13 protein-coding genes are annotated in these 12,653 nt (G+C 58.2%); 2 read left to right on the top strand and 11 right to left on the bottom strand.

Translation table 11 applies throughout. The annotated features are described in order from the left end of the window. Positions 1–151: 151 nt before the first annotated feature. On the bottom strand, positions 152–442 hold the full coding sequence (locus tag R0J87_RS02080) for a DUF1330 domain-containing protein (protein WP_498884044.1): 291 nt from the start codon (positions 440–442) through the stop codon (positions 152–154). Between the two features lie 120 nt (positions 443–562). Continuing rightward, positions 563–1,216, bottom strand: coding sequence for a DsbA family oxidoreductase (locus R0J87_RS02075; RefSeq protein ID WP_498884042.1), 654 nt, complete (start codon positions 1,214–1,216; stop codon positions 563–565). A gap of 100 nt (positions 1,217–1,316) precedes the next feature. Between R0J87_RS02075 and R0J87_RS02070 the strand changes: the two genes are divergently transcribed. Next, on the top strand, positions 1,317–1,469 hold the full coding sequence (locus R0J87_RS02070; protein ID WP_485752188.1) for an AbrB/MazE/SpoVT family DNA-binding domain-containing protein: 153 nt from the start codon (positions 1,317–1,319) through the stop codon (positions 1,467–1,469). A 38-nt stretch (positions 1,470–1,507) separates the two neighbouring features. Here the strand turns inward: R0J87_RS02070 and R0J87_RS02065 are convergent, their stop codons facing one another. The 8 genes from R0J87_RS02065 to R0J87_RS02030 form a co-directional block, all read right to left on the bottom strand. Continuing rightward, the gene (locus tag R0J87_RS02065) at positions 1,508–2,470 is read right to left on the bottom strand and encodes a ribonuclease Z (protein WP_498884113.1); all 963 of its coding nucleotides are present in this window, start codon (positions 2,468–2,470) and stop codon (positions 1,508–1,510) included. Between the two features lie 126 nt (positions 2,471–2,596). After that, on the bottom strand, positions 2,597–2,890 hold the full coding sequence (locus R0J87_RS02060; protein WP_498884040.1) for a HigA family addiction module antitoxin: 294 nt from the start codon (positions 2,888–2,890) through the stop codon (positions 2,597–2,599). Then, a complete protein-coding gene (locus tag R0J87_RS02055) occupies positions 2,890–3,168 on the bottom strand; it encodes a type II toxin-antitoxin system RelE/ParE family toxin (RefSeq protein ID WP_498884038.1) in 279 nt (92 codons plus the stop codon). Before R0J87_RS02055 ends, R0J87_RS02060 begins: the two co-directional genes overlap by 1 nt. Positions 3,169–3,568: 400 nt before the next feature. Next, positions 3,569–4,279: a hypothetical protein gene (locus tag R0J87_RS02050; RefSeq protein WP_498884036.1), complete on the bottom strand. Its 711-nt coding sequence runs from the start codon at positions 4,277–4,279 to the stop codon at positions 3,569–3,571. A gap of 242 nt (positions 4,280–4,521) precedes the next feature. Beyond that, complete coding sequence (locus R0J87_RS02045; protein WP_498884034.1) at positions 4,522–5,388, bottom strand: DUF7281 domain-containing protein; 867 nt, start codon at positions 5,386–5,388, stop codon at positions 4,522–4,524. Next, positions 5,385–6,620 (bottom strand): hypothetical protein, encoded by a 1,236-nt coding sequence (locus tag R0J87_RS02040; RefSeq protein ID WP_498884032.1) that lies wholly within the window; start codon positions 6,618–6,620, stop codon positions 5,385–5,387. Before R0J87_RS02040 ends, R0J87_RS02045 begins: the two co-directional genes overlap by 4 nt. Then, entirely contained in the window at positions 6,617–7,252 is a 636-nt protein-coding gene (locus R0J87_RS02035; RefSeq protein WP_498884030.1) for a hypothetical protein, read from the bottom strand. Before R0J87_RS02035 ends, R0J87_RS02040 begins: the two co-directional genes overlap by 4 nt. Then, positions 7,249–10,914: an ATP-binding protein gene (locus R0J87_RS02030; protein WP_498884028.1), complete on the bottom strand. Its 3,666-nt coding sequence runs from the start codon at positions 10,912–10,914 to the stop codon at positions 7,249–7,251. Before R0J87_RS02030 ends, R0J87_RS02035 begins: the two co-directional genes overlap by 4 nt. A gap of 89 nt (positions 10,915–11,003) precedes the next feature. On the opposite strand from R0J87_RS02030, the gene R0J87_RS02025 reads away from it, so the two are divergent. Further along, a complete protein-coding gene (locus R0J87_RS02025) occupies positions 11,004–12,116 on the top strand; it encodes a pyridoxal phosphate-dependent aminotransferase (RefSeq protein ID WP_498884026.1) in 1,113 nt (370 codons plus the stop codon). A 105-nt stretch (positions 12,117–12,221) separates the two neighbouring features. Here R0J87_RS02025 and R0J87_RS02020 read toward each other — a convergent pair whose 3' ends face one another. Continuing rightward, positions 12,222–12,578, bottom strand: coding sequence for a RidA family protein (locus R0J87_RS02020; protein ID WP_498884024.1), 357 nt, complete (start codon positions 12,576–12,578; stop codon positions 12,222–12,224). Between the last annotated feature and the right edge of the window lie 75 nt (positions 12,579–12,653).

Genomic DNA, 12,653 nt, shown 5'->3' with positions numbered 1-12,653 from the left:
AGTTGATGAGGCGGTAATACGTCTGCGTGGATTCCCAGCTCATACCGCCGATTAAACCGATGGTTTTCATGAGTGCTCTCTTAGAAGGCAGAGTGTCAAGCAGCACCGATAAGCTTGGTTTTCCCTACCGATGCTTAACGTTACGCAGCTTCTACAACGCTGCTTCGTAACTGATCAAATCGACGTCTGCTGCCTGGAGACGCAGCGGAATAAGCTGCTGATAAGCATCGGAGTGAAACCACTCATCAACAGACTCAATAGCGGGAAAGCGAATGACTACCGTGTCCGTGTGACGATGCTCTCCGCCTAACACAGCCTTTCGCTGCCCCCTCAGCACTAGCTCGCCCCCAAAGGGCACTATCGTCGCAGGAACCCCACGCTTGTACTCCGCCCATTTCTCAGCGTCTTTCACGCTGATATGGCCAATCACGTATGCCGCCATATCCTCTCTCCCAAGCTAACGTCGGCAACAACGCCGACGTGTAGCGAAAAGGTGCACTCAATGCACGGATGGGAATGTGCTGCTCTACCGACCCTCTGTCAGGCCAGTGCCGCTCCCCGATTAACGGCTGGCGTTCTCTTCGGCTACTTGGCGTAGCGCATCCACCAGTACGTCGGCGGGCTGGGCACCGGAAATCAGGTAGCGACCATCGAGAATAAATGCGGGCACGGCGTTTACTCCTGCGTCCATAAAGCGCTGCTCGGCTTCACGTACTTCCTCCGTGTACTGATCGGAGCGGGCGATGGCTTCAGCGGTGTCGCCGTCTAGCCCAACCTCAATGGCCTTCTCGCGAAGCACCGCTGGGTCGGCAGGGTTTTTCGCCTCACCGAAATAGGCCTCGAACAGGGCTAACTGAAGCGCCGTCTCTTGGTGTTGCGTTCCGGCCCACGCCAGCACGCGATGGGCAGCAAAGGTATTGTTCGCCCGGCGCTCCAGGGCACCCCGGAAATTTAGCCCAAGTTCTTCAGCAGCGGCCATAATCTCGCGCTGGGACTGCTCCATGGTGGCCGCGTCTTTGCCGTACTTGCGGCACAAGTGCTCCAGAATCGGCTCGCCTTCGGGCGGCATATCGCGGTTCAACTCAAAAGGCTGCCAGACCAGCTCAACGTCAATCTCGCCATTGAGTGTCTCTAACGCCTGCTCCAAGCGCCGGTAGCCAATCACGCACCACGGGCAGGCCACATCGGACACTAGGTCGATTCTTACCTTTTGCATTTTGTTTACCCCTTCGACATATCCCAAAATTCGATCAAACGAAAGAAAACATGGTACGTGTATATAGTGAGTAACGGCAGTACCGATTAAGGAGACCACCATGGAAAAAGCAGCGGTGTATAAAAGTAACCGAAGTGAAGCGTGGGACAGCTGGTTTGATGGTCAAAGTGTCATCGCAGACTTTATGAGTGAACGCGAGCAGCCTAAAGAACAGGAACGCGAGGCATTTGATGCTGAAGTCACTGCTTTCTAGCAGCAGTGCTAGGTCGATATAGGGCATATACGAGAAAGCTATTCGCCCGCCACTTCAGAAAAGTGGCCCGATTTATCCAGGGTGTATTCGCCAAAATCCCGCGCCAGGTAAAGCGAGCCTGAATAGACACGCTGGGCCTCTTTACGGATGTCTTCAATGGAAGGCGAGGCAAGTGGGTGAAGCTGGTAACGGGGGCTGAAGTGCGTCAGTACCAGGTTGGGTAGTTGTACCGACTCGGCAAACGCGGCGACAAGCTTTGCGTAGCTATGCCCCACATCACCGGCCTTCTGGGCCATCTCTTCGGTGTAGGTGGCTTCATGCACCAGTACGTGTGCCCCTGCGCACGCTTCAAACAACAAGTCAGGCTGGTCATTATCCCCTGCGATCACTACTTTTCTCGGCTTGTGTTTGAAGATCAGGTAGTCATGGCTTTTTAACCGCTCACCCTCCAACTCAATATCAAACCCTTGCTTCAACTGCCCCCACAACGGCCCTCTCGGAATGCCCTTTTGCGCTAACTTATCAACGTCCAAAGCAGCATCGACCTTTGTCTCCGTAAATCCATAAGCATAGGACGGCGCCCGGTGTGAAAGCCTGAACGTGGTCACCGCAATGCTCTCAAACTCAACGCTGGGCAGCTCGTCCGAGTCGATAAACTCCAGAGCAAAGGGCAAGCAGAGCTGCGTTACCTCACACGTGGCTTCCAGCCAGTCTTGAATCCCTTTTGGTGCCACAATAGTCAGCGGCGCTTTACGTCCGCCCATTGCTGCACTGGCCAAAATGCCCGGCAGCCCATAGCAGTGGTCGCCGTGCACGTGGGTAATCAAGATGGCTTTCAATGAATGAAACGACAGCTTCGTGTGCAAAACCTGATGCTGAGTCCCCTCACCGCAATCGATCAGGTACCAGCCCTTCCCTTTGCTCTCGCGCAAAGCGATGCCGGAGACGTTTCTTGTTTTGGTGGGTACACCGGCTGAAGTGCCGAGAAAGAGTAGGTTCATGGTGTTTTGTGGGGCCATGGAGATTAATAGCTATTCTCGGAAAATTGCTACAACGCCTACACCAAGGGCGCCTTGACCATGGAGGCGAAACAGCAATGGAAGAGAAGCCACCATGTTAAGCGCTCCTCAAGCGGCGTTAAATTCCAGTGGATGGAGGTCATCCAGATCGACCATACTCCGAGCCACCCAAAGATCATGCATATCTTGCATCGCCAACCAGCTCTCAGGGCTACGTCCCAGCACTTTGGAAAGGCGCAGCGACATTTCCGGGCTAATGCCACTTTCTCCTTTGAGCAGCCGGGACAACGTGGACGGTGAAACGCCCAGACTCGAAGCAAGCTGACGCGAGCTAATGCCAAAGGGTTCCAAATACACTTCCCGAATAAATTCACCAGGATGCGGCGGATTATGCATCGTCATTAGTGATAATCCTCATAATCAAGAATGTAGGCGTTGCCGTCCTGAAATTCGAACGTCATACGCCAATTTCCGTTCACCCAAATCGACCATCGCCCTTTGTCTTTCCCTTTCAATGGGTGAAGCCTAAAGCCAGGGATGTTCATGTCTTCGACTGAAATGGCGGTATCCAGAGCAATAAGCTGCATACGTAGCTTCTTGGCATGATCCGGCTGTATGCCAGCGGTGCTGCCAGTCGAGTAGAACCGTTTCAGCCCTTTGTGCCGGAATGATTTAATCATGAAGAAACCATAGCATGATGCGCATCGCGCAACAACAGTCTTGCGCTTATCGCCAAAATTGATATCAGCAACGCTTGGTCGAACATAGGGCACATCGACCGATAAGGCCTGTCAGCGAGGTGTCATGCGTTACGTTATCAAAGAAAAGCTTTGCCGGTGAGGCTGGTCTTGCAACAGATCTACATCTCGGGCTGAAGCGGATGCTGGTGATTCAACACCACCATGGCGTTCTGATCGTAGTTGTAAGCCTTGAAGCGCGGCTTGCTAACCACTCCTAGTGTGTTTGCCCGATCCTACTAACATCTGGCCGTCAACGGGATTTTTCTACAGCCTCAACGTTTGGTTAAGGGGCGGGCTTTAGCCCGTCCCAGCGAGCGGAGCGAGTGGTTTAAACCATTTGTTAGGCATCTGAGGCGCATAGTATGGCTAGAGCCTCTTTGAAGTTGTGCTTTTGCCACTCGCCCTCAAAGCGCTCTCTGACATATGTCAAGTCGAACTCAGCTGGCTGAGAAAGCACGTTTGTTGCTGTGGTTGTAGTTGTTTTGTATTTAAGTGTTCCGCTCAGGTGCTTGTGGTCTCTTAAAAACATAGCCTGCTCTTCTGCGTTGCTGAAGCTCCCTTCGAGCTCTCCTTGAAGAGTGACCAGTAGAGATGAGTTAGGTGCGAGAACAGCGGAGTTCTGTATTGGGCTGGAGTCTACTTTATTAAAAGCTTTCACTGGGGCTAGCAGTTTGATCTTGTATTTTTTATCTTCTTCTACAGTGAAGATAAGGTCACTTAGACTGGCCGGGGTGGATTGATTATTTATTATGCAGAGCTCTGCTTTTAAACTTGCCTTGTTGAAGGAGTGCCCATTACCACTTGAGAATCGCCCGCTTGCCTCCAGTATCTGCACTGTGAGCGTCTCAAATTTCTTAATTTGCTCTGACGACCATATTTTAAACGTAGCAAAATAGAAGCAGGCTAATGCTGCGAGATATGTTGCATAGGCTGCGTATACGCCTAGCTTTCCAAGCGATGGTGTTATGAGCGCAATTATAAAGCAGCATATGCCAAATTTCGCCGCGCCAACTTCAGATATTTTTATTAGATACTCTTTGTGTTGGTTCATATTCGGCCTTTGCCTAACAGTGATTATACGCCCTACCATGAAACCTCAATGAACGCGACATCACAATGACTGAGGTTTCATAGTGAATCGAACCTACCTCATTGATTCTATAGCGTGCAAAGAGAATTTCGGCGATATAGCCAACATTCGCATGCTGGCGCGTGTTGCTTTACCTCATCAAACCGCCATAAACGCACTGCACGGCCGATGCTCGACGCAAAGCCCAGGCAAGAGGCAAGCCGCTAACCAAACCCCACCGCCACCACGTCCCCCTCAAACCACTGCTGTTTGAGGCCGCGCTGTTTTTCCAGCAGCGTGAGATAGGGCCTTAGCGGGTGTTGGGGCGGTAGGCTGACGTGGAGTTGGCGCAGCCGCCGTTGATAGGGGAGCTGCCCGGCGGGCTGGTGCAGGGGGGTGGCATTCAGGGTTAGCCACTCTATGTCGGGTAGCAGCAGATGCGTGGCACCGCTATCCAGCGCCAAGGTGACGCCTTTGGCGTCGAAGTCACCTGCGTAGAGATGCGGCCTGCGAGTTTTGCGCCACACCTCGGCCAAGTGGGCAAAACCGCCGCCGTAGTGGCTGTCGCCGCGATAGACGACCAGTGGGTTTACGTAGCTATTTAGCGCGGGTAGTTCCGGCGAAAACTCATAGAAGCTATCCAGGTTTTCGACCTGAATCAGGGCGCTGAACGCGCTCGGTTTTAGCCCTAATACATCCACATCACGAATAGCGCGTGGTTCGTTGGCAAGCCCCGCTATTGGCTGCGGCGGAAAGCTGACGAGTACCCGCCGCGCGCGGGGGCTTTCGCGGGTTGCTTTGTCTTCTTCTACGCCCTCTTTCGCTTGGGCGCTGCTGGTTAGGCCGCTGAGTGAACGGCCTAGCGGCGCTATACGGGCGCTCTCTAATACGTCATTGATCTGCGCCAGCAAAGCCGCATCAAAGCGCAGCGCTTTACTGTTGATTCGCGTGGCTAGGTCAATGTCGTGCTGGTGGCACCAGGCCACTACGTCGTCTACCCACTGGCGGCGCGGCTTCTCCACCGTGGGCTGGCGGAGAAGTTCGCGGGCCACACCGTTAAGGCCATTGCGTGCGCGGCTGGGTAGATTCATACGGCCAGCTGCAGTTCTACATCGTGGATCAGGCGCAGGTGGTTGAATTGGCTCGCCTGGCTCTCCTGCTGTTTGAGTAGAAACGCCTTCTGATCGCTGCGCGGTAGGCCTTGGTATTCGGAAATCACCTGAAACAGCCATATCTCATCCGGCCATTCCAGCGGGCTTGCGTGCAGGTACTCAAGGGCGCTGACCGGCTCCGCCTGGGGCTGGTCGATCACGCTTAAATAGAAGTGTTCCACATCCTGCTTGAGCGCCTGCTGGCGGGCGGCGGCGAGGCTGCTTTCTTGCGCTTGGGCTGGGGCCGCGGCTTCAACGGTTTGCGTGGTGTGGCGCGGTTGGGGTAGCTGGTGCAGCAGTTCGGCGAGCAACCGGCACTCCAGGTTGCGATCCAGCGCCGGGGCGGCCGCCGCGCTTAGCGGTGTGGCTTGATTGACCAGCCCCGGCACCTCGCTGCGCCTTGCGTAGTTGCCGGGCACAAAGCCGGGGTGCTCGCGCATAAAGGCGGCCATGCCGCTAATCAGGCGGCTACGCGCCTGCTGCTTGCGAAAGCGCGCCATTAGTTCGATCAAGCGCCGCTGCACTTCGCGCAGGCCGGTGTAGTGGTGGCTTAGCTGCTGCTGTAGCTGGCTGATCAACAGTTTGCGCAGGCTGCCGTCGCTGCCCACTAGCTCGATCAGCTCGTCGAAGTCGATCAGCGCTAGGCCATCCAGCAGCCTGGCGATCTGATTCTGGGCGCGGTCGTTTTCGCGGATCTTGTCGTTGAGCTGGCTGACAAAACCAAAATCGCTATTCAGCCGCTGCCATAAGCTGTCGATGGCATCGGCGAAGCGCCCGTTCAGGTCGTCGACTTCCTGGCGCAGGCGCATTAACTGCTGCTCCAGCCGCCAATGTTCGCCGCGGCTGCGCGCCTCCCGGTAGCTGTGTACCAGGGCGCGAATCAGCTCCAGGGTTTCCGCTACGTCGGCATTCACATGGCGGCGGGTCTCGTCGGCGAGCATCTCGGCGATCAGTTCGCGCACCTTGGGCGCCAGTTTTACGCCGCTCTGCTCGTCCGGTCGCCATAGAGTGCGCGCCGCCAGCAGCTTGCGCAGCGCGCTATCGCTGAGCGATTCCAGCGGCACTTCATCGCGGGTGTAGGCCTGCATCAGCACATCGGCGTGCTTGCCCAGCAGCGCCAGCCGTTCGCTGCCGGTTTTGAGCAGGCGGCTTTCCAGAGCGTGCTCACTCACAACAGGGCCTCCTGGGAACCAGAGCCCTCCTCGCTACCGGATTCAATGGGCAGGTTCTCTTCATCGCGAATAAAGCGCACCAGATCCACCAGATAGTCGATCTTGCCGGTGACCACGAACACCTGCCGCTCGGCGTGGGGCTGGAGCAGGTAGCCGTGCTCTTTCAGGCGCTTGAAAACCTGCTTTACCTGGGCATCGAGCTGGTCACTTTGCGAGCCAAAAAAGCTGTCGGTGGCCAGGCGCTCCAAGCGTTCGCGCAGGCTTTGGTTGTCTTCGCACTTGGCGCTGAATTCGGCGGGTTTGAGCACATCGCCGGGGGCGGCCAGGGTATCGCGGCCCAGGGCCTCTTGCACCAGTTGCAGCCACTCCAGCAGCGGCAGCAAGCTATTGAGCGTATCGCCCAACTGGCGGGAGAGCTGATCCCGGGCGTTGTCATTGAGCTGACGCCAGGCCAGAAAATAGACGCTGCCGTCTTCGTTGCTGGCCAGGCGGCGGTTAAGCGGCCGCAGGTAGGTGTCGATCTCTTCCCGGGTCTCTTCATTGGTGAGATGACGATAGCCGCTTTCATCGCTGATCGGGCAGACAAACTCCCCGGCCAGCAGGCGCTCTAGCAGTGGGCCATGTTCGATCATACCGTCACCTCCTGCTGACGTTCCTGGAGCCTTTCGGCCAGGCGGCTTAGCCGTGGTTCGATGCGTTTTAACACCCGCTTGTTGGGGTTGGTCTCATCGCGGTCGATCAGGTAGCGGTTGGCGAACAGCAGCAGCACATCGGACTCGGGGTTGGGAAACGCGCCGACGATATGAATGCGGTTACTGTCGCAGGCGTCGAACAGTTTTTCGACGTTGTGGTACGCCAGGGTGCCAATCTCATCGATGGGCCAGTGGATGGCGATTTCCGCATCGCCGCGCAGCAGGCGGGTAAAGGCGAGCAGGAACTTACACAGAATCAAATACGCCATGCCGTGGCTGGAGGACTCCAGCAGTTGGCGGTCATTCTTGATCACTAGATCGGTGCCGCCTTCGTTCAGGTGCAGCTCCAGGCGCAGCAGGCTTTCGAAGCTGTACTGCTGGTCGCTGCGCAGCAAATCGACCACGTCCGCCAGGGCGTTGAGGTAGTCGTCGCTGGGCAGCGTCTGGCCGGATTCACGCCACTCTTTGTAGCGCTGGGCGAACAGCTTCAGCGGCTCCCAGAAGCCCAGCTCATCAATGGTGGACTGGATGCGCACTTCGGCCTTGGTGATGCCTTCCAAACGCAGGTCGTCGGCGACCTCTTCAGAAAGCCGGCGGCTTTGGGCGCTGATGCGCCGGTTCAAGTCGCGGAACACGGTGAAGAATTTATCCAGGTCGTCGCTTAGGTTACGACCTTCCTGAATCAGCTGCTGCTGTTGATCTTCGAGCAGTTTGAGCATGTCGCGCAGTAGCGGCAGCTGTAGGCGCGGGTTGTCGCTTTGCAGCTTGCTGCGTTCGCTCTCCAGCGCTTCGGCAAAGCCGCTGCTGGCGTCCTTGATCAGTTGGCTTTCGACTTCCAGGCAGCCACGGCGCAGCTGCTCGATAAGCTGGTGGCGATTGCCCAGTGCCTGGCGGGCGCGCTCGATGCGCTCGTCCACATCGCCCAGGGGCGTTCCGGGCGCTTGGCCGTCGGGTTCGATGGCAAGGCTTTCCAACTGGGTGAGCAGCGGCTTCAAGGCTTCCAGGCAGGCGACTTCGCTCTCCCGCTGGGTTTTTAGCGTGCTGACCGTGCTTTGGTGGGTTTTGCGCGCCGCCTGGAAGTCGTTTTTCAGGTGCTCTTTATCACGCTGCAGCTTTTGCTCCGCTTGCTCCAGCTCTGCCTCCTGGGCGACCAGCTGCGGCTTATGCTGCCCCCACTCGACGCGCATAAAGCGAGTGTATTCGGAGAGCTCATCCTGACGGGCGGCGGTGACGCGGATGCGCTCATCCTGGCTTGCCAGCCGCTCCTTGGTATCTTTTAGCTTGGCTGGGTCGACGCCCTGCTCGGCCAGTTCCTGGCTAAAGGCCTCCTCCAGTTCCGCGCGCTGGCGCTGGTGTTCGCTGTTGGCGTCGGTAAGCTGCTGCTTATATTGGCGCAGCTGGGCATCCAGGCTATCTACCTGGCTCTGGCCGTCGGCCTTGAGCTCCAATAGCTGGCTTTGGTGGGTCTCGCTAAGGGCGGCGAGCGCCTGCTGCTTCTCTTCACGCAGCTTCTTTTGTGCCTGCTCCTGGCTGGCTAACGCAGTTTGATGCGCGGCGCGTCGCTCCTGCTGGCGCTTGGTGTGGCGCTCTTGCTGCTGGCGGCGGGCCTCTATCGCAAACTCGACTTCCTGCTCGGCGCGCTTGTGGTCCATGCGGCCCTGATCTTGGGCTTCATCGGCCTGCTGCACCCGCTCGTTATGCTGTTTGAGCGATTTCTCGGCGGTTTGGCTCTCTGTTTGCACACGGCGCTTGGCGGTGTCCGCCTCTTCGATAGCGGCCAGCAGGCTGGCTTCATCCTGGGCGTAATCCGGCAGGGCAATGGCGGAGAGATCCAGCGCCAGCCCAAACAGATCATCGCTAGCGCCTTCTGCCAGTTGTGGGGCGAGGTCACGCCGCTCTAGCAGCTCTGGCGCAATCACCTTGCCTAACTGCTGCTCCCAACCGGGGCGGTGATAGCGCAGGAAATGGCGCAGGCTGCCCTGCTCCGGGTCGCGCTGCTGATAGAGCGCGAAGCAGCGCTGCTCGGCACGCTCCAGCTGCTGGCGAAGCTGCACCAACTGCTGTTCGGCACTGTCGCGTTCGCGTTTGCGGCTTTCAAACTCGCGGCGCAGGCCATCCAGGGTAGCGGCCGATGCGTTGCGCTCCTGCTGGGCCTGATCCAGGCGCGCCTGGGCAAGCTCCGCCTCGGAAGCCTCTTCGGCGGTCTGGGTCGAGAGCGAGAGCTGCGCTTTGAGTTCGGCTAGCTGTTCGACACCGAGTTCCAGCTGCGCCTGATACTCGCCCTCCAGGCGTTGGCGCTCCTGCTGGTAGCGTTCGTTGAGCTGCTGTTCGGACTCCCACTGCTGCTCCCGGCGCAGGGCTTTCTCTTCGACCAGGGCGTCGATCAGCTCCTGGGATTCACGGGTCTGGCGGGCCAGCGCCTCGGAAAGCTCGCGCAGCCGCCCGTCCAGGCGCGCCTGGCTCTCTTTTACCGCGTCCTGCATCACGTTCAGGTGGGTGCGCAGCTGGTCGCGCTGCTCCCGCCACTGGGGAAGCGCGTTGATGTCGCGCTCCAGGGCGGGCATGTCTGCATCAGCGTACTGCTCGTACTGGATTTGCAGATCATTCAGGCGGCGCTGGGTCTGCTGCAAATCGCTGACCACTTCGCTGTGGCGGTCGTTTAGCTTATCCCGCGCCTCACTATAATCGCTCTCCCGCTGCTGGAACTCGCGGTGATGGCGGGCCAGCTCAGCATCCACATCGGCCATCTGGCGCTCTGCTTTCTGGCGGTCCTCTTCTAGCTGGGGCTTCAGTTGCCACAGCGTGGCATCTAGGTCGGCGAGTTCGCGGTCGATACCGGCGAGCCGGGCGAGAGAGGCCTGCAGCGGTTCCAGGCGCATGGATTGGCGCATCTGGGCAATCCACTCCCGCGCCTTGGTATTGCGAATTCGAGTTACCGGCAGCTCGACGCCATCCTCTTCGAAAATCGCCGCCAGCATGGTTTTGAGGGTGTCCATCTTGCCCTCTTTGGCATGCACCGCCGAGACCAGCTTTTCGATATGACGGATGCGCCGCTCGGGCTTCACCAAGCTGAACTGCGACGCGATCTGGCGCAGCTTGAGGCCGTCGCGGCTGTTGCCGTGCAGTTGGGTAAAGTCGTTTTGAATCACCGAGCGAAATTCAGAGGTCGCGCCCAGCTTGGGGGAGACCGGCGTGCCGCTGCGTCGCAGGCCGCTGGCCCACTGGGTGTAGTCCAGAGCCGCTACGCCCGCCTCACTCTCCACCAGATAATCTTCCGGCTGGTAGGGCGCGCCGACAAAGCGATACTCCACCCCGCCTTCGGCTTTGCGGGTCAGCACCGCCTGGCAGATATTGCCCGCTTCGCGGCGGTATTCGTACACCAGGTAGCTGTTGCGGTTGGGTAGGTAGAACGCGTCGAACTTCATACGCGTTTTGGGCACTACCTTGTTGGGTAATTCGCCGTAAAACACCGGCACCAGCCGCTGTAGCGTGGTTTTACCGGAGGCGTTGGTGCCGCAAATATTGGTGTGGCCGTCCACACTGAGTTCGACCACCCCGTTTAAGTGGCCGTGAATCATCACGATTCGCAATAAGTGAGCCATGCCGTATCCTTGGACTGGTGTTGGTATTGCCGTTAATGCTTTCATTACTGTGTTAGGCGACAGTTTACGCTATCTGATTTGGAGACGTTATGCCCCGCTACCCCGAGCATCTCACAGGCGAAGGCCCCGTAAACCCTTTTCCGGGGATCAAAGTGCTAGAGCGTAAACTGGGCCGGGAGCTTCCGCACCGACTGGGCTCTAACGAGGGGTTAGATATGCCCCACCGCGCCCTGCGGGAGCACTTTGGCGATGCGGTGACGCAGCACGTTTACTGCTATGGCGATGCCGAGGCACTGGGGGTGCGCCAACGCTTGAGCGCACAGCAGAACATCCCCCTGGAGCACCTGCTAGTGGATGCCGGTGCCGATAGCCTGATTGCTCTGGCACTGCGCACCACCTGCACAGCGGGCGATGCGGTGGTGAGCACGGCGGGCACCTACCCTACCTTCGGTTACTTTGCGTTAGGCCAGGGCTGCCGCTTGATTGAGCCAAGTTATCACGAAGCGCCCGGAGTACTCGCCCCGGATTTAGAAGCGCTGGCGGCGGCGGCTCATCAAGAAGATGCGCGGTTGGTGTACTTAGCGAACCCCGATAACCCCAGCGGCCACCTGCACAGCGATAGCGCGATTCTCAAGCTGCGCGAGGCGCTGCCGGAGGCATGCTGGCTGCTGTTGGATGAGGCCTACGGCGATTTTCGTGATGATGCAGGAAGCGAGTTTCTCGGCCAGGCGCTGCCGGGGGTGATTCGCCTGCGTACGCTCTCCAAAGCCCACGGCCTTGCCGGGATGCGTATTGGCTACGCGATTACCGAGCCTGACGTGCTGGCGATGATGATGAAAGTGCGCATTCACTATGCGGTGTCGTCGTTCACCCAGGCTGCTGCTGAAGTCGTGCTCGATCACCCCGAGGAAGTACAGCAGCACATTGAAGCGGTGAAAGCCCGCCGCGAGCAGCTAGCGCTGCACTTTATCGGCCTGGGTGCCGACGTGCTGCCCAGCGCGACGAATTTCATCGGCATTCGGCTCTCCAGCGCGGAATTGGCAGCGGCGGTTCACCAGGAGCTGCTGGCCGAAGGTGTATTGGTGGCCCGCCTTGCGCACCCTGAACTAGCCAACGTGATCCGTATTACGGCAGTGGAAGCAGCGCTGGAGCCCGGCAGGTTGGCCGCGCTGGAGAAGGCAGTGACAGAGGGAGTGTGCTGATTCGGGGAGAGCGTTGATCAAAGCTAGCGTTGATAGAACCGCCAGCAGCGACGCATTGGTCGCCGCTGGCGTGATCAACTAGCGAACGCGGCGGTAACGCCTGGCTCAAGCGTCAGGCAGGGCTGCAATCACCATGATTTCCACTTTCCACTCGGGCTTGGCCAGTTTGGCTTCCAGCGCCGCGCGTACCGGCGGACGACCCGGCACCACCCAGGCTTCCCACACTTCGTTCATTGCCGCAAACTCGGCCATGTCGGTCACCCACACCTGAGCAGAGATCAGGTGCTCTTTAGAGGTGCCCGCCTGCGCCAGCAGCTCATCAATACGCGCCAACACCTGCTCGGTTTGGCCACGCATGCCCACCGTGGCATCCGCCGGCACTTGGCCCGCAAGGTAAACCGTTCCGTTATGAACAGCCACTTGGCTCATACGCGCATTGCTTTCGTGATAGGTCACGCCCATGGGGGTATCTCCAGCTAAGATGTGTATGTTGTTGAGTCGATGTGCACTTAAGCACCGCATTTATACGATGCTTGG

Source organism: Halomonas sp. SIMBA_159 (assembly GCF_046536035.1).
GTDB lineage: Bacteria > Pseudomonadota > Gammaproteobacteria > Pseudomonadales > Halomonadaceae > Vreelandella > Vreelandella venusta_A.
The sequence above is the reverse complement of the archived record's forward strand: the minus strand, read 5'-3'. Positions and strand labels throughout refer to the sequence as shown.